At 68.2% G+C, this 20,962-nt stretch carries 22 protein-coding genes; 16 read left to right on the top strand and 6 right to left on the bottom strand.

Features of this window, described 5'->3' with window-relative positions; all coding sequences use genetic code 11:
- Nucleotide 1: 1 nt before the first annotated feature.
- A complete protein-coding gene (locus AC07PF_RS27610; protein WP_494614030.1) occupies nt 2–544 on the top strand; it encodes a hypothetical protein in 543 nt (180 codons plus the stop codon).
- Here the strand turns inward: AC07PF_RS27610 and creC are convergent.
- From creC to AC07PF_RS27590, 4 genes are read right to left on the bottom strand one after another with little or no spacing between them, the layout of a single operon-like run.
- A complete protein-coding gene (gene creC / locus AC07PF_RS27605; RefSeq protein ID WP_494614029.1) occupies nt 541–2,007 on the bottom strand; it encodes a two-component system sensor histidine kinase CreC in 1,467 nt (488 codons plus the stop codon). The two genes, AC07PF_RS27610 and creC, sit on opposite strands and share 4 nt — an antisense overlap.
- Nucleotides 2,008–2,023: 16 nt before the next feature.
- Nucleotides 2,024–2,716, bottom strand: coding sequence for a two-component system response regulator CreB (creB, locus tag AC07PF_RS27600; protein WP_494614104.1), 693 nt, complete (start codon nt 2,714–2,716; stop codon nt 2,024–2,026).
- Between the two features lie 17 nt (nt 2,717–2,733).
- A complete protein-coding gene (locus AC07PF_RS27595) occupies nt 2,734–3,369 on the bottom strand; it encodes a MarC family protein (RefSeq protein ID WP_007851175.1) in 636 nt (211 codons plus the stop codon).
- A gap of 6 nt (nt 3,370–3,375) precedes the next feature.
- Nucleotides 3,376–4,122, bottom strand: coding sequence for an SDR family oxidoreductase (locus AC07PF_RS27590; RefSeq protein ID WP_494609019.1), 747 nt, complete (start codon nt 4,120–4,122; stop codon nt 3,376–3,378).
- 111 nt (nt 4,123–4,233) lie between these two features.
- Between AC07PF_RS27590 and AC07PF_RS27585 the strand changes: the two genes are divergently transcribed.
- From AC07PF_RS27585 to AC07PF_RS27575, 3 genes are all read left to right on the top strand, one after another.
- Nucleotides 4,234–4,923, top strand: coding sequence for a dienelactone hydrolase family protein (locus AC07PF_RS27585; RefSeq protein WP_494614028.1), 690 nt, complete (start codon nt 4,234–4,236; stop codon nt 4,921–4,923).
- A gap of 4 nt (nt 4,924–4,927) precedes the next feature.
- Complete coding sequence (locus tag AC07PF_RS27580) at nt 4,928–5,830, top strand: amidohydrolase family protein (RefSeq protein WP_494614027.1); 903 nt, start codon at nt 4,928–4,930, stop codon at nt 5,828–5,830.
- Nucleotides 5,831–5,971: 141 nt separating this feature from the next.
- On the top strand, nt 5,972–6,550 hold the full coding sequence (locus AC07PF_RS27575; protein WP_494614026.1) for a chalcone isomerase family protein: 579 nt from the start codon (nt 5,972–5,974) through the stop codon (nt 6,548–6,550).
- A 33-nt stretch (nt 6,551–6,583) separates the two neighbouring features.
- On the opposite strand, the gene AC07PF_RS27570 is transcribed toward AC07PF_RS27575, so the two are convergent.
- Nucleotides 6,584–7,702 (bottom strand): magnesium transporter CorA family protein, encoded by a 1,119-nt coding sequence (locus tag AC07PF_RS27570; RefSeq protein WP_007851167.1) that lies wholly within the window; start codon nt 7,700–7,702, stop codon nt 6,584–6,586.
- A 29-nt stretch (nt 7,703–7,731) separates the two neighbouring features.
- Nucleotides 7,732–8,742 carry a porphobilinogen synthase gene (hemB, locus tag AC07PF_RS27565; protein ID WP_494614025.1) on the bottom strand — a complete coding sequence of 337 codons (1,011 nt, stop codon included), beginning with the start codon at nt 8,740–8,742 and terminating at the stop codon, nt 7,732–7,734.
- Between the two features lie 283 nt (nt 8,743–9,025).
- Here hemB and AC07PF_RS27560 point away from each other — a divergent pair, with 283 nt between their 5' ends.
- The 12 genes from AC07PF_RS27560 to AC07PF_RS27505 all read left to right on the top strand — a co-directional run.
- Complete coding sequence (locus AC07PF_RS27560; protein WP_007851160.1) at nt 9,026–9,454, top strand: CopD family protein; 429 nt, start codon at nt 9,026–9,028, stop codon at nt 9,452–9,454.
- A 20-nt stretch (nt 9,455–9,474) separates the two neighbouring features.
- Nucleotides 9,475–10,566 carry a VanZ family protein gene (locus tag AC07PF_RS27555; RefSeq protein ID WP_007851158.1) on the top strand — a complete coding sequence of 364 codons (1,092 nt, stop codon included), beginning with the start codon at nt 9,475–9,477 and terminating at the stop codon, nt 10,564–10,566.
- A gap of 176 nt (nt 10,567–10,742) precedes the next feature.
- Nucleotides 10,743–11,252 (top strand): sigma-70 family RNA polymerase sigma factor, encoded by a 510-nt coding sequence (locus AC07PF_RS27550; RefSeq protein WP_494614024.1) that lies wholly within the window; start codon nt 10,743–10,745, stop codon nt 11,250–11,252.
- Nucleotides 11,249–12,229, top strand: a complete 981-nt coding sequence (locus AC07PF_RS27545) for a FecR domain-containing protein (RefSeq protein ID WP_494614023.1) — start codon at nt 11,249–11,251, stop codon at nt 12,227–12,229. Before AC07PF_RS27550 ends, AC07PF_RS27545 begins: the two co-directional genes overlap by 4 nt.
- Nucleotides 12,230–12,343: 114 nt before the next feature.
- Nucleotides 12,344–14,773, top strand: coding sequence for a TonB-dependent siderophore receptor (locus AC07PF_RS27540; protein ID WP_494614022.1), 2,430 nt, complete (start codon nt 12,344–12,346; stop codon nt 14,771–14,773).
- Between the two features lie 110 nt (nt 14,774–14,883).
- Nucleotides 14,884–15,246, top strand: coding sequence for a (2Fe-2S) ferredoxin domain-containing protein (locus AC07PF_RS27535; RefSeq protein WP_007851146.1), 363 nt, complete (start codon nt 14,884–14,886; stop codon nt 15,244–15,246).
- A 91-nt stretch (nt 15,247–15,337) separates the two neighbouring features.
- Complete coding sequence (locus tag AC07PF_RS27530) at nt 15,338–15,982, top strand: alpha/beta hydrolase (protein WP_494609025.1); 645 nt, start codon at nt 15,338–15,340, stop codon at nt 15,980–15,982.
- Between the two features lie 99 nt (nt 15,983–16,081).
- Nucleotides 16,082–17,251: a D-alanyl-D-alanine carboxypeptidase family protein gene (locus AC07PF_RS27525; RefSeq protein WP_494614021.1), complete on the top strand. Its 1,170-nt coding sequence runs from the start codon at nt 16,082–16,084 to the stop codon at nt 17,249–17,251.
- A 170-nt stretch (nt 17,252–17,421) separates the two neighbouring features.
- Complete coding sequence (gene rpsL, locus AC07PF_RS27520) at nt 17,422–17,799, top strand: 30S ribosomal protein S12 (protein WP_007851137.1); 378 nt, start codon at nt 17,422–17,424, stop codon at nt 17,797–17,799.
- Nucleotides 17,800–17,962: 163 nt separating this feature from the next.
- Nucleotides 17,963–18,436, top strand: a complete 474-nt coding sequence (rpsG, locus tag AC07PF_RS27515; RefSeq protein WP_005798541.1) for a 30S ribosomal protein S7 — start codon at nt 17,963–17,965, stop codon at nt 18,434–18,436.
- Nucleotides 18,437–18,587: 151 nt separating this feature from the next.
- Nucleotides 18,588–20,690 (top strand): elongation factor G, encoded by a 2,103-nt coding sequence (gene fusA / locus AC07PF_RS27510; RefSeq protein WP_007851118.1) that lies wholly within the window; start codon nt 18,588–18,590, stop codon nt 20,688–20,690.
- A gap of 180 nt (nt 20,691–20,870) precedes the next feature.
- Nucleotides 20,871–20,962, top strand: a 92-nt coding sequence (locus AC07PF_RS27505; protein WP_005434227.1) for a GTP-binding protein, incomplete at its 3' end; no start/stop codon positions are given.

Genomic DNA, 20,962 nt, shown 5'->3' with positions numbered 1-20,962 from the left:
CATGCGCCGCGCTTCCCGCTTCATGCCCCCTGTTTCGCGCCAGCCCCCACCATGGCGGTGGGTCGGCCGCCTCCTCGCGGCGGCTGTTTCGTGCGCCTTGCTCTGGGTTCTTTGGACCCATCCCCTTGCGGTGTGCGCTTCGGCCATCGTGCTGTGGGGCCTGGTCACCGTCGCCGGCTGGCTGAACGAAAAGCACTTCGCGCGGCTGATGCAAGCGCGCGCGGGCGAGTCGATCTGCCAGTTCGCCCGGTCCTTTGACTGCCGCAGCGTGGATACCTGGGTGGTGCGTGCTGTGTACGAAGAGCTTCAGGCCGGACTGGCGCTGCAGGGGATGCGGTTGCCGGTGCGGGTGACGGACCGGCTCCAGAAGGACCTGCGCCTGGATGCCGACGACCTGGACCTGTCGCTGGTGCCGGACATCGCCCAGCGCGCGGGCCGTGAGCTTTCATGCACCCAAGGCAACCCGTTCTACGGCAAGGTCACCACAGTGGGTGACCTGGTGCACTTCCTGAATGCCCAGCCTCGGTTGGCCGTTGCGAATTAGGCGCCCCGAAACTCCAGCTCCACCCGCAGCCCCGGCGCCGTGTTGCGCACCACCATCTGCCCGCCGTGCAGCGCCATCACGCGCCGCACGATGGCCAGGCCCAGGCCGGAGCCGCTGCGCGCGCCGTCGGGCCGGGCGGTGGTGAAGAAGCGCTCGCCGAGCCGGGGCAGGGCGTAGTCGGGCACGCCGGGTCCGCTGTCCTGCACGGCCACGGTGGTGCCCGCCAGTACCACGCGCACCGTGCTGCCGGCGGGGGCGAAATCGATGGCGTTGTCCAGCAGGTTGGTCAGTGCCAGGGTCACCAGTTCCGATTCCCACGGCCCGCTGGCACCGCTGCCGGTGATGGCCAGGCTGATGCCGCGCTGGCCCGCGCGCCCCTGGGTCTGTGCCACGGCAGCGCCCGCGCAGTCCTGCAGCGCCACGGGGGCCTGGGCGTCGGCATGGTGGCGCTGCTCCAGCTTGCTCAGCTCCAGCAGGCGGTCGATGATGCGCTGCAGGCGCTCGCTCTGCTGCACCACCTGGGTCGCGAACTCGGCGCGGTCGGCAGCCGGCAGCTCGTCCTGCAGCAGCTCGCCCGCGCCGCGGATGGCGGCCACGGGGCTCTTGAGCTCGTGGGTGAGGGCGCGCACATAGCCCTCGATGTAGTCGCGGCCCTCGAGCCGGGCGCGCATGCGGTCCATGGCACGGGCCAGGTCGCCCAGTTCGCCGGGCACCTCGGGCACTGCCAGGGCCGTGGTGGGGGGGCTGTCGTGGTCGCCGGCCGCCGGGCCCTGCACGCTGAGGGCGTAGTCGCGCAGGCGGCGCACGTTCCACACCATCCACAGCGTCACGGCCACGCCCACGGCGGCCGACAGGGCCAGCAGCAAAACCCCGCTGGCCAGCACCTTGTTCTCGGCCCGGTCGATGAAGCGCTGCACCGTGCGCGTGGGCTTGGTCACGGTGAGCACGCCGACGATGCGGCGCTCGCCGGCGCTGTGGCCCGGCGCATAGATGGGGGCCGCCACATGCATCACGCCGCTGGCATCGTCGTCCGGCACGTCGCGGGTGGAACGCGCGCCGTACTCGCCGCGCAGCGTGCGCGCCACATCGCGCCACTGCGAATAGTCGGCGCCCACGGCACGGTTCTCCGAGTCGAACAGCACCCGGCCCGCGGCGTCCGTCACATAGATCCGGTAGTCCAGCGACTGCTTGGAAAAGCCCCAGATCGCCGCATCGATGGGCCGCGTGGCGTAGATGCGCACATGCCGGGCAAAGGCGCTGTCCACCGCGCCACCCTCCAGCCGCCCGGCCACCAGGTCGTCGCTGGCCAGCTCGGCCAGGATGTTGGCCGTGTCCACCATCATGTCTTCCATCACCTCGCGCACGCTGGGCTTGATCTCGGCGGTGAACACGCGCAGCACGAAGAACGCGGCGATGCCGTTGATCAGGAAGAACGCGAACAGCAGGCGGATGCCCAGGCGCATAGGCGGCAGTCCTTGTCTACAGATCCAGGCAGTAGCCCATGCCGCGGTGGGTGCTGATGTACTCGCGGCCGGCATCGACATCGCGCAGCTTGGCGCGCAGGGTCTTGATGTGCGTGTCCACCGTGCGGTCGGTGCTCTCGCTGTCGTCGCCCCAGGCGGCGTTGAGCAGCGCGTCGCGCGAGTGGATGCGGCCCGCGCCGCGCAGCAGGCAGGACAGCAGGCGGTACTCGCGCCGCGTCAGCGCCAGCGGCTGGCCGCGCAGGCTGATGCGCTGGCCGGCCTCGTCGTCGTGGAACAGCGGGGCAGGGGCCGCAGCGGCGACGGCAACCGCCTGGGTACCCGCGCGGCGCAGCAGGGCCTTCACGCGGGCAGACAGCTCGCGCGGGCTGAAGGGCTTGGCCAGGTAGTCGTCGGCACCCAGCTCCAGTCCCAGCACGCGGTCGATCTCCTCGCCGTGGGCGCTGAGCACGAGCACGGGCAGGGCGGCCGTGGTCGCGGTGCCGCGCAGCTCGCGCAGCAGGTCCAGGCCGCTGCCATCGGGCAGGCCCACGTCCAGCACCAGCAGGTCGAAAGAAGAGCGCGCGAGCTGCTCGCGTGCGTCGTGCACCAGCACGCTGTGCGCCACCGCCAGGCCTTCGCGCTCCAGCGCATAGGCCACGGTGCGCGCAATCGCCGGGTCGTCCTCCAGCAGCAGCAAGCGCGCCGGCACAGTGCGTGCGGGGAAGCTCAACGCGCCACCAGCACCGGGAACAGCTTGCCCAGGCCGTCGGCCATCACCTCCACGGCCAGCGCTGCGAGGATCAGGCCCATGAGCCGCGTCATCACGTTGATGCCGGTCTTGCCCAGCACGCGCGCGATCGGGTCGGCCAGCGAGAAGCACACGGCCGTGGCCAGGGCGATCACGACGCCGTAGCCCACCAGCGCCACCTGCTGCCAGATGGTCTGGGCGCGGTCGGCATAGATCACCACGGTGGACATGCTGGCCGGCCCGGTCAGCAGCGGAATGGTCAGCGGGACCACGGCGATGCTGGAGCCCGCCGCCGCCTTCTCCACGCCTTCCTCCAGCTCATTGGTCATGGGCTTGGCCTCGGCCGGCTGGGCGTTGAGCATGTTCATCGCGCTGATCAACAGCAGCATGCCGCCGCCCACCTGGAAGCTCTGCAGCGAGATGTTGAAGAACTCCAGGATCTGCAGGCCCAGCAGTGCACAGGCCGCGATCACGCAGAACGAGGCCAGTGCCGCGGTGCGGATGGTGGCACGCCGCTGCGCGGCCGAGAAGCCCTGGGTGTAGTGGATGAAGAAGGGCACGATGGCCAGTGGGTTCACGATGGCCAGCAGCGTGATGAGTGGTTTCAGATCCATACAGTTCTACCTTCCTCCAGAGACATCCAACAGTGACATGGTCGTGTAGGGTGAGGCGTCCGACATCAGCCACACGATGGCCTGCGCCACCTCCTGGGCCGTGCCGCCGCGCTGCATGGGCACCTGGTGCGCCAGGTCGCGCACGCGCTCGGGCAAGCCGCCGCTGGCGTGGATGTCGGTCTCGATCAGCCCGGGCCGCACGGCGTTCACGCGGATGCCCTCGGCCGCCACCTCGCGCGCCAGGCCCAGGGTGAAGCTGTCGATGGCGCCCTTGCTGGCCGCGTAGTCCACGTACTGGTGGGCCGAGCCCAGGCGCGATGCGGCGCTCGACACATTGACGATGGAGCCGCCCGTCCCGCCATGGCGCGTGCTCATGCGGCGCACCGCCTCGCGGGCGCAGACGATGCTGCCGATGACATTGGTCTCGAACATGCGGCGCAGGCGCGCCACGCTCATCTCGTCCACGCGCTGGGTCACGTCCACCACGCCCGCGTTGTTCACCAGCGCGCTGAGGCGGCCCAGTTGCGCATCCACGGCGGCGAACATGGCCAGCACCTGCTCCTCGTGGGCGACGTCGCCTTGCACCGCAATGGCGCGGCCGCCCTGCGCGCGGATCTGTGCCACCACGGCATGGGCCGCCGCTTCGTTGGCCTGGTAGTTCACGGCCACGGCCCAGCCCTGGCCGGCGGCCAGCAGGGCAGTGGCGGCGCCGATGCCCCGGCTGCCCCCAGTGATCAATGCAACTTTGTCCAAATCGGCGTCTCCTGCAAGAATGGGGCATTACAGCATTCCCCAGGGCCTTTGCGGGCCCGGGTTCGCCCCCTCTTTTCCCTTTGTCCGGTTTTGTCTTCAAGGAGTTGCAGCATGGGTCAATTTGTCGATCTGAAGTCCGCCGATGGTTTTGTCTTTCCCGCCTGGGTGGCCGAGCCCGACACCGCGCCGCGCGGCGCCGTGGTGGTGCTGCAGGAGATCTTCGGGGTCAATTCCCACATCCGCGCCATCGCCGACCGCCTGGCCGCGCGCGGCTACCTGGCCGTGGCGCCCGCCACGTTCCACCGCGTGGAGCTGGGCGTGGAGCTGGGCTACACCGCAGAGGATGTGTCTGCCGGCGCCGCCCTCAAGGCCGCGGTGGAAGGCCTGCCCGCCCCCGGCGTGCTGCCGGACATCCAGGCCGCCATCGACTATGCGGGCCAGCGCTCTGGCCGCAAGGTCGGTATCGTGGGCTTTTGCTGGGGCGGCCTGCTGACCTGGCGCTCGGCCTGCCTGCTCCAGGGCCTGTCGGCCGCGGTGCCCTACTACGGTGGCGGCATCACCACCGAGACCGAGACCGCGCGCCAGCCCCAGGTGCCCGTGCTCGCCCATTTCGGCCAGCGCGACAAGCACATCCCGGTGGATGGCGTGCAGGCCTTCGCGCGCGCCCACCCCGAGGTGGAGGTGCATATCTACGAGGCCGACCACGGCTTCAACTGCGACCAGCGCGGCAGCTACGACGAAGCCTCGGCCCTGGTCGCGCGCGACCGCACGCTGGCCTTCTTCGACAAGCACCTGGGCTGACGCCATGGCCCGACGCTTCCAAGGGCTGGGGGGCTGGCTGCTGGCAGCGGCCTGCGCAGCGGGCGCCGCGCAGGCCGCCGACTACACCGGCCCGCTGTTCGACGCGCACCTGCACTACAACGAAGAGGCCTGGAACGGCCAGAACGGCCCGCACCCGCCGGCCGACGTGATCGCGCGCATGAAGGCCTCGGGCGTGCGCGCCATCGTCGCCAACTCGCGGCCCAACACGGGTTCGCTGGCGCTGGCGGCCTCCAGGGAGGTGCGCGATGCCGGCATCACCGTCGTGCCCTTCGTGCGGCTGTACCGCAACCGCGACGACTACAGCAACTGGTTCCGCGACGAAACCATCTACGAGATGGTGCAGGCCGAACTGGCCAAGGGCACGGCCTCGGGCCCCTACAAGGGCATCGGCGAGTTCCACCTGTACGACAGCGCCAATGCCGACGGCCCGGTGGCGAAGAAGCTCATGGCACTGGCCGAGCAGCGCGACCTGGTGGTGCTGGCCCATGTGGACGATGCCGCCATCGACCTGCTGATGGCCAACACCCCTTCCAAGGGGCAGAAGGTACGGCTGATCTGGGCGCACACGGGCATCGGCGGCGCACCGGTGGAGCGGGTGGACGCGCTCATGGCGCGTTACCCGGGCCTGGTGGGCGAGTTGTCCTACCGCCCGGGCCTGGTCTGCGACAACGAGCAGCTGTGCCCGGCCTGGCGCGCCCTGCTGCTCAAGTACCCCGCGCGCTTCGTGATCGGCTCGGACACCTGGGTCAACCAGCGCTGGCAGCACTACGAGGGGCTCATGAAGGGCTACCGCAGCTGGCTCGGTGGCCTGCCGCCCGCGGTGGCGCAGAGTGTGGCTTTTGGCAACAGCGCGGCTTTGTTCGGCATTCCCGTGCCAAGCAAATAGGGCCCCGTGGCGCGCTCTGGCCTATGATTTCCGCGCAGGTGCGGCGCGGCCAGGAGGTTCCCCTGGCATGCCGGCCTGCATTGCGGAGACAAGCCCTTGAAAAACACAACAACCCTTTCCTTCCACCCCGTCCTCCGTCCCATGGCCCGCAGCGCCTGTGCCCTGGCCCTGGCGGCCGCCAGCCTGGGCTTCGTGGCGCCTGCCATCGCGGCCACGGCCTTCGAGCCGACCCAGAACGTGCAGGGCACGCCCCTGGTGCTGCAGGGCGCCGGTACGCGCTACCGCGCCGTGTTCAAGGTCTACGACATGGCGCTGTACCTGCCGAAGAAGGTGCGCACGGCCGACGAGGCGCTGGCCGCCACCAGCGGGCCGGTGCGCCTGCAGTTCGTCGCCCAGCGCGACATCCCGGGCACGGACCTGGGGCTGTCGTTCATCAAGGGCCTGTCTGCCAACGCCACGCCCGACCAGATCCGGCGCCACACGCCGTCGAGCAACCGCCTGGTCGAAGTCTTCTCGGGCCGTACCAAGCTGGCCTCGGGCGATACCTTCGCGATGGAATTCGTGCCGGGCAAGGGCACCACCTTCTTCATCCAGGGCCAGCCGCAGGGTGCGCCCGTCGGCGATGCCGAGTATTTCGGCATGGTGTTGCGCATCTGGCTGGGGGCCTCACCGGTGGACAACCAGCTCAAGGACGCTTTGCTGGCATCCGGCACCAACTGACCTGCCCCCCTGCGAGGGCGGGGCCGTCGGCCGTCAGGAGCCTGTACGGGCCAGGTAGCGCTTGCGCCAGAAGACCGCAACCAGCACCACCGCAATGGTGATCATGGAGCCCATGGCCCACCAGAAACCGTCCTGCTTGTGGATCAGCGGGATGAATTCGAAGTTCATGCCGAAGATGCCGGCGATCAGGTTCAGCGGCAGGAACACGGCCGTGAGCGCCGTCAGCGTGCGCATGATGTCGTTGGTGCGGTTGCCCTGCACCGAGAAATGCATCTGCACCGCGGTCTCGGTGTTCTGCTCCATGCGGCGCACGTGGTGCACCACGCGCTCGATGTGCTCGAGCACGTCGCGGCTGCGCACCTTGAGCAGGTCCAGGTCGCGCAGGCCCGTGGGGGACTCGGGCACGGCCCAGGTCTCCAGCGCATCGATCCAGTCCTGCACGGCCGTGTGCTGGTCTTCGCAGATTTCGTCCAGGGCATGCAGCGACAGGCGCGCTTCCAGCAGCGAGCTCCAGTTGACGTAGCGTGCGCGGGGCCGGAGCAGCTCGGTCTGCCAGTGCTCCAGCTGGCGCGCGATTTCGCGGCGCAGGTCCAGGTAGCCATCGACCATGAGGTTCACCACCCGCAGCATCAGGTCGGCGGGCGAGGTGGGCTTGCGCAGCCCCGAAGCCGTGGGATTGGCCCGGCCCTCGCGCGGGTCGCTGGGCGCTGGCGCCAGCAGGCGCGCCGCATAGGCGTCGCGCACGCTGCAGTCGCCCGGGTGTACGGTGAGCAGCACATTGTCGAACACGGCAAAGCCCACCGCGCTGGTGTCGATGCGCCGCAGCACCGGCGGGCCGCCCCGCCGGGGTGGGGTGGGCGGGGCCACGGCATCCTCGCCCGTGGGGGCCGTGGTCAGGCGGCGGAACACCAGCAGGTCGTACTGCGAGGTGTAGTCGTAGTGCGAGGGCAGTTGCACGTTGAGCAGGTCGGCCACGTGCAGGTCCACCAGCTGCAGCCCGGTCAGCCGCAGCAGGGCGGCCTGCACCTCGGCCAGCTGGGCCTGGAAGACCGGCCGTGCGCAGGCGATCCAGACATAGCCCTGGGCCGGCGGCTCTGCAGGGATGGCGTCGAGCTCCTGCGCCCCGCTGCTCTGGATGTGGAAGATGCGCATGGAAGCTGGCAGATCGGACACGTCGGGTGCTATCGGTTCAGGAGCAGGCGTGCCGCATCGCGCGCGAAGTAGGTCAGCACGCCATCGGCGCCCGCGCGCTTGAAGGCCAGCAGGCTTTCCATCATCACCGCGTCGTGGTCGAGCCAGCCGTTGGCGGCCGCGGCCTTGAGCATGGCGTACTCGCCGCTCACCTGGTAGGCAAAGGTGGGCACGCGGAACTCGTCCTTCACGCGGCGCACCACGTCCAGGTAGGGCATGCCGGGCTTGACCATCACCATGTCCGCACCCTCGGCGATATCGAGGGCCACCTCGCGCAGCGCCTCGTCGGTGTTGCCGGGGTCCATCTGGTAGACGTTCTTGTCGGCCTTGCCCAGTGCGCCGCGCGTGCCCACCGCATCGCGGAAGGGGCCGTAGAAAGCGCTCGCGTACTTGGCGCTGTAGGCCATGATGCGCGTGTGGATGTGGCCCTGTACCTCCAGCGCCTCGCGGATGGCGCCGATGCGCCCATCCATCATGTCGCTGGGGGCGACGATGTCCACGCCCGCCTCGGCGTGCGTGAGCGCCTGACCGGTGAGGATCTCCACCGTGTCGTCGTTGATGATGTAGCCCGTGTCGTCGAGCACGCCGTCCTGGCCGTGGCTGGTGTAGGGGTCCAGCGCCACGTCGGTCATCACGCCCAAGGTGGGGAATTCCTTCTTCAAGGCACGCACCACGCGCGGGATCAGGCCCTCGGGGTTCAGGGCCTCCTTGCCATCGGGCGTCTTCAGGGACGGGTCGATGGCCGGGAACAGGGCCAGCACCGGGATACCGAGCTGCACGCAGTCTTCCGCCACGGGCAGCAGCAGGTCCAGGCTCAGCCGGTCCACACCGGGCATGGAGACCACGGCCTCGCGCCGGCCTTCGCCCTCGTGCACGAACACGGGGTAGATCAGGTCGTGCGGGGTCACGCGGTGCTCGCGCACCAGGTTGCGGGTGAAGGCATCGCGGCGCAGGCGGCGCGGGCGGTTCTGCGGGAAGGGGGCGGGGCTTGGGAGGTGCATGGGGAAAATTGTGCCTCAAGCGCTGGTACCGGGGCTGCCGCAGGGGGTCTTGCGCACGTGTCAAACCCTGCTTGTATGCCCCGCGGGCTGGTGCTAAATTGGTTCCGGGCAGCTTGCTGCCCCCCGCTTTTCCTCCCTGAGCGGGGCTCTGGGCTGCCGCAATGCAGGCAGGGCTTTCGAAGCCCGGCAGCTTTTGCCGGGCTTTTTTTTGCGGCACCGTCCACCTTGCCCGCCCTGGCTGTGCATCGCCAGCGCGGGTTCAGCGTTCCCTTAAACTGCCGCCATGCTCTGGGTCAAAGCCTTCCACATCGTCTTCATCGCCAGCTGGTTCGCCGGCCTGTTCTACCTGCCGCGCATCTTCGTCAACCTGGCCATGGTGGCGCCGGGCTCGGTGGCCGAGCGCGAGCGCCTGATCCTCATGGCGCGCAAGCTGCTGCGCTTCACCACCTTGCTGGCCGTGCCGGCGCTGGCCCTGGGCCTGTGGCTGTGGATGGGCTATGGCATCGGCCGGGGGCCGGGCAATGGCTGGATGCATGCCAAGCTCGCCGTGGTGGTGCTGGTGATCGGCTACCACCATGCCTGCGGCGTGCTGCTGCGCAAGCTGGCCGATGGCACGAGCCGCCGCAGCCACCGGTGGTTCCGCTGGTTCAATGAGGTGCCGGTGCTGCTGCTTGTGACTGCGGTGGTGCTGGTGGTGGTCAAGCCCTTCTGACCCCCGAGGCACGCCACCCCGTGTACAAGAGCTCCGCAGGTCCCCTGGCGCTGATCTACGCGGCGCTGATCGTCTTTGCCAGCCTGTTCCCGTTCGACGGCTGGCGTGCGCAGGGCATCGACCCCTGGGTGTTCCTGGCCTCGCCGATTCCGCCGCCCTACTGGACGGGCTTTGACGTCACCTCCAACCTGGTGGGCTATGCCCCGCTGGGTTTTCTGCTGGCGCTGGCGCTGCTGCGCATGCGCTGGCGCTGGGGCGCATGGGTGCTGGCCACGCTGGCCGGCGTGCTGCTGTCGCTGAGCCTGGAGTTCCTGCAGATCTACCTGCCCCGGCGCGTGCCCTCCAACATGGACCTGCTGCTCAACTCGGCGGGCACGCTGGCCGGGGCGCTCACGGCCGCGGCGCTGGAACGCCTGGGGGCCATCGACCGCTGGAGCGACTTTCGCAACCGCTGGTTCGTGCAGGATGCGCATGGCGCCCTGGTGCTGCTGGCGCTGTGGCCCCTGGCCCTGCTGTTCCCGGCGGCCCTGCCGTTCGGCCTGGGGCAGGTGCTCGAGCGGCTGGAAGGGGCCCTGGTCGAGATCCTGGCCGACACCCCGTTCCTCGACTGGCTGCCCATGCGCGACACCGCGCTCGACCCCCTGTCTCCCGGTGGCGAGCTGCTGTGCGTGACGCTGGGCCTGCTGATTCCCTGCCTGCTGGGCTACTGCATCATCCGCGAGATGGGGCGCCGGGCCCTGTTCGCCCTGGCCGTGGTGGTGGTGGGCGTGGTGCTCACGGCCCTGTCGGCGGCGCTGAGCTGGGGCCCCGCCCATGCCTGGGAGTGGATGGGCCTGCCCGTGCGCGTGGGCGTGTGGGGCGCCCTGGCGCTCGCGGTGCTGCTGCTGGCGCTGCCCCGGCGTGCCTGCGCCGCCGTGCTGCTGCTGGTGCTGGTTTGGCACCTGGGCCTGCTCAACCAGGCCCCCACCAGCGCCTACTTTGCCCAGACGCTGCAGGCCTGGGAGCAGGGGCGCTTCATCCGCTTCTACGGGCTGGGCCAGTGGCTGGGCTGGGTCTGGCCCTATGCGGCGCTGGCCTACGTCGTGGTGCGCGTCGCCCGGCGCGACACCTAGCCGACTGCCATCTCCATCGGATCTGCCATGCCAGGCCCAGCGCGAGAGAGGCCGAAGCGCTGTTGCGGGCGCACCATCGCCTGGCCCCGGATTGCGAAACGCAGCCCATCAATCCTACAATGATAATTATTCGCATTTAAAAATCGGGTGCCGGGCACCCCTGAAAAGAGGTTCCCATGCCGGCTGCCGAGCCCGCCCTGCAGCAGATCCACACGCTCTACCGCCACCACCACGGCTGGCTGCATGGCTGGCTGCGCCGCCAACTGGGCAACAGCTGCGATGCCGCCGACCTGGCGCAGGACGTGTTCATGCGCCTGCTGGCACGCGAGACGCTGGAGACCCCGCGTGAGCCGCGCGCCTACCTGGGCACTATCGCGCGTGGCCTGGTGGCCGACCACTGGCGCCGCCGGGCGCTGGAGCAGGCCTGGCGGGACACCCTGGCCCATCTGCCCGAGGCCGAGGCGCCATCGCCCGAAGACCGGCTGGCCCTGCTCGAAACGCTCGTCGCCATTGATCGCATGCTCGATGCGCTCAAGCCGCGCGTGCGCACGGCCTTCCTCTGGGCCCAACTCGAGGGGCTGACCTGCTCGCAGATCGCCGAGCGCCTGGGCGTCTCGCTGGCCACCGCCGAGCGCTATGTGGCCACGGCGCTGCGCCACTGTTATGCACTGCGTTTCGGCCCATGAAGACCGGCGTTGACCCGCTGCCGCAGGGCGTGGTGGACGAAGCCATCGCCTGGGCCGTCAAGCTCGACTTCAGCACGCCCACGCCGCGCGCCCGCGCCGCCTTCGAGCGCTGGCTGCAGGCCGCGCCGGTCCACGCCAGCGCCTGGGAGCGTGTGCAGTCGCTGCGCGGTGACTTCGCCGCCGTGCCGCCCGCGCTGGCCCTGGGCACCCTGCACGCCGCCGAGGCGCAGCGCCAGCCCCGCCGCCAGGGCCTGCGCCTGCTGGGTCTGGCAGGCATGGCCGTCGCCGCGGGCTGGACGGTGCGCGAACATGCGCCCTGGCAGCGCCTGCTGGCCGATGCCAGCACCGGCGTGGGTGAGCAGCGCACGCTGCGCCTGGGCGATGGCACCACCGTCGTGCTCAACACCGACACGGCGCTCTCCTCGGCCCTGTCCCCCGAACTGCGCACGCTGAAGCTGCACCGCGGCGAGATCCTGGTGACCACCGGCGCCGATGCGGGTGCACCGGCCAGGCGGCCGTTCTGGGTGCAGACGCCGTTCGGTGCGCTGCAGGCGCTGGGCACGCGCTTCGTGGTGCGGCTGGAACCGGGCCGGGCGCGCATCAGCGTGCAGGACGGCGCCGTGCAGATGCACCCGGCCGAAGACACCGCCTCCCGCATGGCGAGGCCGGGCGATGCCTGGTGGCTCGGCGCCACGGGGGCCCAGCCGGCGCCACCGCTGGGCTTCGATGCCGACGGCTGGGCCGATGGCGTGGTTGCCGGGCAGGACATGCGCCTGGCCGACCTGCTGGCCGAGCTCGAGCGCTACCGGCACGGCCGCATCGTCTGCGACGAGCGCGTGGCCGGCCTGCGCGTCTCGGGCGTCTACCACGTGCGCGATACCGACCGGGCGCTGCAGTTCCTGCTGCAGACCCAGCCGGTCGAGGTGGTCTACCGCACCCGGCTGTGGGTCTCGGTGGGGCCATCGACCCCGGCTTGAAAAATATTTCCCGAAAAAGTGAGGGGATCGGGCGTTTCGAGCGGCCTCCCTGGTGAAAGCCTCCCCTGGGCAGCTGCCCCGGGGTCCCTCCACCGTCCTGGAACCGCCGCCGCCATGCCCCGTACCGACCGCCGTTTTCCCTCCCACCCGACCGCCGCTGCCCTGGCCTGCATGCTGGCATGGGCCAGCCTGCCAGCGGCTGCCCAGCCCGCCACGGCCGCGGCCCCACCCGCCAGCGCAGAGAGCCGCAGCTTCTCCATCCCGGCCGGTCCGCTGGGTGCCGGGCTCGACCGCTTTGCGCGTGCCGCGGGCGTCAACCTGAGCTACGAGCCCGCGCTGGTGGCCGGCCTGGCCACGCCGGGCCTGTCGGGTGCCTGGCCGGTGGGTGCAGCGCTGGCGCGCCTGCTGGCTGGCACGGGCCTGGAGGCCCTGGCGCAGCCCGGCGGCGGTTATTCGCTGCGCCGGGCGTCGGCTCCCGCAGCGCCCGCCGGGGCAGACGGCGCCACCACCACGCTGCCGGCCGTGCGCGTGACGGCCAGCCAGGAGCTGCCGGGCGAGCTGCCCAGCGCCTACGCCGGCGGCCAGGTGGCCCGCGGCAGCCGCACCGGCATGCTGGGCAACAGCGATGTGTTCGAGACGCCGTTCAGCACCAAGGCCTGGACCAGCGAACTGGTGCGCAACCAGGGCGCGCGCAACGTCAACGACATGGTCGCCAACGACCCGTCCATCCGCACCAGCCTGTCGGCCACCTCGCCGCTGGACCAGAGCTCCATCCGGGGCTTCCTGACCAACAGCGATGCCTACCTGTTCGATGGCCTGGAGGGGCTGTTCGCGTACAGCAACATCCCTGTGCGCCACTATGAGCGGCTGGAGGTGCTCAAGGGGCCGGCCGGTGGCCTGGTCGGGGCGTCGGGCTACGGCGCCACGGTGGGGGGCAGCTTCAACCTGGTGCCCAAGCGAGCCACCGATGCGCCGGTGCGCTCCGTGTCCATCCTGGCGCTCGACAAGTCGCTGCTGGGCGCACATGCCGACATCGGCCAGCGCTTTGGCGTGGACAACCAGTTCGGTGCCCGCCTGAACCTATCGGCCGAGGACGGCAAGCTCTACGATGGCGCCCAGCGGCGGCTGATCGCACCCCAGGTGGCGCTGGACTACCGGGGTGACAGGCTGCGCGTGGTGCTGGACGCGGGCAGCACGCGGCGCGAGTCCTCGCCACTGTTCGGCCACTGGCTGTTGCAGGCCGGTGCGGCCGTGCCGGCGGTGCCCGATCCGCACGTGCACGCCAAGCCCTCCTGGGAAGCCATGGACCTGCGCCAGACCTACGGCCTGCTCAGCGCAGAATGGGATTTCGCAAGCGGCTGGACGGCCCATGCCCGCCATGGGCGCCTGCGCGAAGCGCCACCGGTGCGCCAGTACGTGGACCAGACCACGGTCGACGGCGGGGGCCGGGTGCGCTACACCAGCGCCTCCAGCCTGCTCTGGACCCAGGCCAACCAGGTCACCGACCTGGGCGTGCGCGGCGAATTTCAGTGGGGCGCCACGCGCCACAAGCTGGCTGTGGGCACGGTGCTGCAGCGCCAGCAGCTGCAGAACCTGCGCTCCATCTCCGTGCCGCTGGCCGCGCCGGTGGTGAGCAACATCTACCAGCCGCTGGCCGTGCCCGACCCGTTTGCCAACGGCATCCCCAGCGTACCTGGGGTGGACAGCCCGGCCCTGCACCTGGACAGCCTGGCCGTGGCCGATACCGTCGCGTTGCTGGACGACCGCCTGCTGCTCACGGCGGCCGTGCGCCACCAGCGCATCGAGAAGGCGCCGTACCGCCAGTCGCGCGTCACGCCCACGCTGGCGGCGCTCTACAAGCTGGGGGGTGGGCTCTCGGTCTATGGCAACTATGCCGAATCGCTGGCCCAGGGCGCGATTGCGCCCGCCGGCTCGGCCAATGCGGGCGAGCAGCTTGAACCCTACCTGTCCAAACAGCACGAACTGGGGCTCAAGTGGGACCAGGGCAGCTACGGCATCACCGCCGCGTACTTCGACATCCGCCGGGCCACGGCCTTCGTGGATGGCCGCAATGTGTTCCGCGCCGCCGGCCTGCAGCGCAACCGGGGTGTGGAGCTGGAGACCTTTGGCGAGGTGGCGCGCGGCCTGCGCCTGCTGGGCGGCGTGGCCTGGACGGATGGGCGCATGTCGCGCACGGCGGGCGGCACGGCCGATGGCAAGAAGGCCATCGGCGTGCCTGAAATCACGGCCAACCTGGGTGCCGAGTTCGACCTGCCGGCCGTGCCGGGGCTCACGCTCACGGGGCGCTACCTGCACACCGGCGGCGCCTTCGTGGACCTGGCCAACACCCAGCGCGTGCCTGCCTGGAACCGCATCGACGTGGGCGTGCGCTACCGGACCGCGGTGGGCGACGGCACGACCATGACCCTGCAGGCCGGCATCACCAACCTGGCGGACAAGGCCTACTGGACGATTGCCGGGCGCAACTTCATCGCGGTGGCGCCGCCACGCACCTGGCAGGTGTCCGCCAGCTTCGATTTCTGACCCCGCAGGTTCGATTCCTGTCTGTGGGACGCGGCCCTTTTGCGGGGCCGCTTCTCCCTGTGGGGGTTATGGGTGCGGGCTGGCGCGACGCCCGCTTCTAAAATGATGCCATGACCGACACCTCCACGACGGCACCGGCGGCACAGCCGGGCTATTACCAGCGCCACATCTTCTTTTGCCTGAACGACCGCACCAACGGTGAGGACAGCTGCGCCCACCATGGCGCGCAGGCGGCCTTCGACCGCTGCAAGTCGCAGGTGAAGGCCGCCGGCCTGTCCGGCGCCGGCAAGGTGCGTGTGAACAAGGCGGGTTGCCTGGACCGCTGTGCGGGCGGGCCGATCGCCGTGGTCTACCCCGAGGCGGTCTGGTACACCTTCGTGGACAACGCCGACATCGACGAGATCGTCGAGTCCCACCTCAAGAATGGCCAGGTGGTCGAACGCCTGGTGACGCCGCCGGAACTCGGGCGCTGATTTCCATTCAGAGCGCTGTCGCCTCTCCTGATTTCAGGCTGCCTGCCTTGTCCCTTTTGTGCAGGCCGCTATTGACCTGGTAGCAAATTCCGTGAATTCCCAGACCGAACGCCTGACCCTGACCGGCGCCGCCGGCGCCATCGAGGCGGTGCGCGACGCCGCCGTGCTGTCCGAGGGTGCTGCCGCACCGCGCGGCATCGCCGTCATCGCCCACCCCCATCCGCTGTTTGGCGGCACCATGGACAACAAGGTGGTGCAGACCCTGGCGCGGGCCTTCGTGCACAGCGGCTGGACGGCTGTGCGCTTCAACTTCCGGGGCGTGGGCGGCAGCGCCGGCACGCACGACGAAGGCCGGGGCGAAGCCGAGGACTTCCTGGAGGTTGTGCGCCAGGCGGCGCCCGAGGGGCCGCTGGCCCTGGCCGGCTTCTCCTTCGGGGCGTTCGTCACCAGCCATGCGCTGGCCAGCCTGTGGGGCGAGCGCGCCATCGAGCGTGTGGTGCTGGTGGGCACGGCGGCCAGCCGCTTCACCGTGGCCCCGGTGCCTCCCGAGGCGCACGAGCGCACCCTGGTCGTGCATGGCGAGCAGGACGACACCGTGCCCCTGGCGGCGGTGATGGACTGGGCACGCCCCCAGATACTCCCTGTGACAGTCGTCCCCGGTGGGGGGCATTTCTTTCACGGACAATTGCCGCTTCTGAAAAACCTGGTGACCCGCCACCTGCTGGCCGGGGCCTGACGCTCCACGGCCAGCCGGTGCGCTGCGCACACCGCACGCCGCTATCTCGCTGCTTTCTGCTGTTTTCTCTCCTCTTCTCTCACCCGAATGCCCGTTTCCATGAAGTCCCTCTTGCCCACGTTGCGCTCCGTCCTCCTCGCCGCGGTGCTTGCGCCCGCCGCCCTGTGGGCGCAGGTGCAGGCCCCGCAGCCGCCCGAGATCGCCGCGCGCAACTACCTGCTGCTGGACATCACGGCCGGTCAGGTGCTGGCCGCCAAGGACATCGACGTGCCCGTGGAGCAGGCTTCGCTGACCAAGCTGATGACCGGTTACCTGGTGTTCGACGCCCTGCGCGCCAAGAAAGTCGCCCTGGACCAGAAGCTGCCCGTGAGCGTGCTGGCCTGGAAGATGCCCGGCTCGCGCATGTTCATCGACCCCAAGATGCAGGTGCCGGTGGATGACCTGATCAAGGGCATGATCGTCCAGTCGGGCAACGACGCCACCATGGCGCTGGCCGAAGGCGTGGGCGGCACGGCCGAGAACTTCGTCAAGCTGATGAACGACCAGGCCAAGGCCCTGGGCATGAAGAACACCGCCTACAAGAACCCCGAGGGCCTGACCGAGCCCGGCCATACCACCACCGCGCGCGACCTGGGTGTGCTTGCCAGCCGGCTCATGAAGGACTTCCCGGAGTACATGCACTACTACGCCACCAAGCAGTACAGCTACCCGGGTACGCCGGCTTCCAACGGCAACAACCGCAACTCGCTGCTGTTCCGGGACCCGACGGTGGATGGCCTCAAGACCGGCCACACCGCCGCTGCCGGCTACTGCCTGGTGGCCACCTCCAAGCGCGACTTCCCCAGCGTGGGCCAGCGCCGCCTGCTGTCCATCGTGCTCGGCGCCGCCAGCGAGAACGCCCGTGCCAATGAAAGCCAGAAGCTGCTGAACTGGGGCTATACCGCCTTCGAGGCGGTCAAGCTGTTCGACGCGGGCCAGCCCGTGGCCACCCCTGCCGTCTGGAAGGGTACGGAAAATACCCTCAAGATCGGTCGCAGCGAGGCCATCGTGGTGGCCGTGCCTTCGGGCAGCGGCGGCAAGATCAAGACCGAGATCGCCCGCCCCGATCCCCTGGTGGCGCCTTTCACCAAGGGCCAGGCCGTGGGTTCGCTGAAGGTGGTGCTGGGCGAGCAGACGCTGGCCGAGGTGCCCCTGGTGGCGCTGGACGGCGTGGCGCAGGCCGGCATCCTGGGCCGTGCCTGGGACGCCATTCGCCTCTGGATCAAGTAAGGGCTTCCAAAAGCAGCAAGACGCCAGGGCAGGCGCAAGGACGGTCGACCGGGTTGCACGGGAAAACCGCGTGCCGCTTGCCCGCCGGGGCTCATGCTGCTACATTAGAAGGCTTTTCGGAAATTCCGAAGGGTTTCACGTTTTCGTTTTTTACGTTTAGGGACGTATTCATGCCAACCATCAATCAACTAGTCCGTCAGGGGCGCGAGGTCGAAAAGATCAAGTCCAAGAGCCCTGCGATGGAGAACTCTCCCCAGCGCCGCGGCGTGTGCACCCGTGTGTACACCACGACGCCAAAGAAGCCTAACTCCGCTCTGCGCAAGGTCGCCAAGGTTCGCCTGACCAACGGCTTCGAAGTCATTTCCTACATCGGCGGCGAAGGCCACAACCTGCAGGAACACAGCGTGGTGCTGGTTCGCGGCGGTCGTGTCAAGGACTTGCCCGGTGTGCGTTACCACATCGTGCGCGGTTCGCTCGACTTGCAAGGCGTGAAAGACCGCAAGCAATCGCGCTCCAAGTACGGTGCCAAGAAGCCAAAGGCCAAGTAAGCCCTGGCGGTTGTGTCTCCATCGGTGTTTGATTCGCCTGGCAGGCGCAGTCAAACGAAGTGACCCCAAGCGCGGAGTGTTCCGTGTGGGTCGAGTAAGTGGGGTTCTGAATGAATCTCGCGGTGTCTGAAAAGATGCCAACTGAAGCAATATGAGGTGAAAAATGCCACGTCGTCGCGAAGTCCCCAAACGTGAAATCCTGCCGGATCCCAAGTTCGGCAATGTAGAGCTGTCCAAATTCATGAACGTGATCATGGAAGGCGGCAAGAAAGCTGTTGCAGAGCGCATCATTTACGGTGCCCTGGAACTGATCGAAAAGAAGCACCCTGACAAGGACCCGCTGGAAGCCTTCACCGTTGCCATCAACAACGTGAAGCCCATGGTCGAAGTGAAGTCCCGCCGTGTCGGCGGTGCCAACTACCAGGTGCCTGTCGAAGTGCGCCCTGTCCGTCGCCTGGCCCTGTCCATGCGCTGGATCAAGGAAGCGGCCCGCAAGCGCGGCGAAAAGTCGATGGCCCAGCGTCTGGCCAACGAGCTGCTGGAGGCCACCGAAGGCCGTGGTGGTGCCATGAAGAAGCGTGACGAAGTTCACCGCATGGCCGAAGCCAACAAGGCATTCAGCCACTTCCGCTTCTAAATCGACGAACTGCCCTCGTCGCCAAGCGCAAGGCTGCCGGCATTTTTGCCTGCAGCCTTGTGGCGATTGAGGCGGTCACAAAATTGACGGGTTGCAGCGCCACAATGCTGGGCCCCTCCCCCGAATAACACGACCCATCCAAGGATCCACCATGGCTCGCAAGACTCCCATCGAGCGCTACCGCAATATCGGTATCTCGGCCCACATTGACGCTGGCAAGACCACGACCACCGAACGTATCCTGTTCTACACGGGCGTGAGCCACAAGATTGGTGAAGTGCACGACGGCGCTGCCACCATGGACTGGATGGAGCAGGAACAAGAGCGCGGCATCACGATCACCTCGGCTGCCACGACCTGCTTCTGGAAGGGCATGGACAACTCTTACGAAGAGCACCGCTTCAACATCATCGACACCCCCGGTCACGTGGACTTCACGATCGAAGTGGAACGTTCGATGCGCGTGCTCGACGGCGCCTGCATGGTGTACTGCGCCGTGGGTGGCGTGCAGCCCCAGTCGGAAACCGTCTGGCGCCAGGCCAACAAGTACAAGGTGCCACGTCTGGCCTTCGTGAACAAGATGGACCGTACCGGTGCCAACTTCTTCAAGGTCTACGAGCAGATGAAGCTGCGCCTGAAGGCCAACCCCGTGCCCGTGGTGATCCCGATCGGCGCCGAAGACAAGTTCACCGGCGTGGTCGACCTGCTGAAGATGAAGGCCATCCTGTGGGATGAAGCCTCGCAGGGCATGAAGTTCAGCTACGAAGAAATCCCGGCCGACCTGGTGGAATCCGCCAAGGAATGGCGCGAGAAGATGGTGGAAGCCGCTGCCGAAGCCTCCGAAGAGCTGATGAACAAGTACCTGGAAGAGGGCGACCTCTCCGAAGCCGAAATCAAGTTCGGCCTGCGTACGCGCACCATCGCCACGGAAATCCACCCGATGCTGTGCGGCACCGCGTTCAAGAACAAGGGCGTGCAGCGCATGCTCGACGCCGTGATCGACTACCTGCCAGCACCGACGGACATTCCTGACGTGACCGGTACCGACGAAGACGAAAAGCCAGTCACCCGCAAGGCGGACGACGGCGAAAAGTTCTCGGCCCTGGCATTCAAGCTGATGACCGACCCGTTCGTGGGCCAGCTGACCTTCGTGCGCGTGTACTCTGGCGTTCTGAGCAAGGGCGACACCGTCTACAACCCCATCAAGGGCAAGAAGGAACGTATCGGCCGTATCGTGCAGATGCACGCCAACGAGCGCCAGGAAGTCGAAGAAATCCGCGCCGGCGACATCGCTGCCTGCGTGGGCCTGAAGGACGTGACGACCGGTGAAACGCTGAGCGACATCGACTCCCAGATCATTCTGGAGCGCATGGTGTTCCCCGAGCCTGTGATCACGCAGGCCGTGGAACCCAAGACCAAGGCCGACCAGGAAAAGATGGGCATCGCACTGCAGCGCCTGGCTGCAGAAGATCCATCCTTCCGCGTGAAGACCGACGAAGAATCGGGCCAGACCCTGATCGCCGGCATGGGCGAGCTGCATCTGGAAATCATCGTCGACCGCATGAAGCGTGAATTCGGCGTGGAAGCCAACGTGGGCAAGCCCCAGGTTGCCTACCGCGAAACCATCCGCAAGACAGTGGAAGAAGCCGAAGGCAAGTTCGTGCGCCAGTCCGGCGGCAAGGGCCAGTACGGTCACGTCGTGCTCAAGATCGAACCCAACGAAGCCGGCAAGGGCATCGAGTTCGTCGACGCCATCAAGGGCGGTGTGGTTCCTCGCGAATTCATCCCGGCCGTGGAAAAGGGTATCAACGAAGCCGTCACGCAAGGCGTGCTGGCCGGCTACCCCGTGGTCGACGTCAAGGTCACGCTGCACTTCGGTTCGTACCACGATGTGGACTCGAACGAACTGGCGTTCAAGATGGCTGCCATCTTCGGCTTCAAGGAAGGTTGCCGCAAGGCCAACCCGGTCATCCTGGAACCCATGATGGCCGTGGAAGTGGAAACGCCTGAAGACTACGCCGGCACGGTGATGGGCGATCTGTCCTCCCGCCGCGGCATGGTCCAGGGCATGGACGACATCCCGGGCGGTGGCAAGGCCATCCGCGCCGAAGTGCCGCTGTCGGAAATGTTCGGCTACTCGACCTCGCTGCGCTCCGCAACGCAAGGCCGCGCCACGTACTCGATGGAATTCAAGCACTACAGCGAAGCGCCTCGCAACGTGTCCGAAGCCATCATGGCTTCGCGCGCCAAGTAAGCAGCCCGCAAGAGACTGCCGCCAGCGCCTGCATGCAGGTGCCGGCGGCCGCCTCGACCCTCTTTCGCAAGATTTTGCAGTCTGCGATCCGGTGCCGCCCCGTTGCCTGTGCAGGGCGAACCAGCAACCGGATGCAGACGTTAAACCACAACACAGGCATTGCTCTTTGGAGAATTGAAAATGGCAAAAGGTAAATTCGAACGGACCAAGCCCCACGTCAACGTGGGTACGATTGGCCACGTGGACCACGGCAAGACGACCCTGACGGCGGC

The sequence above is a fragment of the Acidovorax sp. GW821-FHT10A04 genome (genome assembly GCF_059415825.1).
This window is presented reverse-complemented; position numbering and strand designations above follow the sequence as displayed.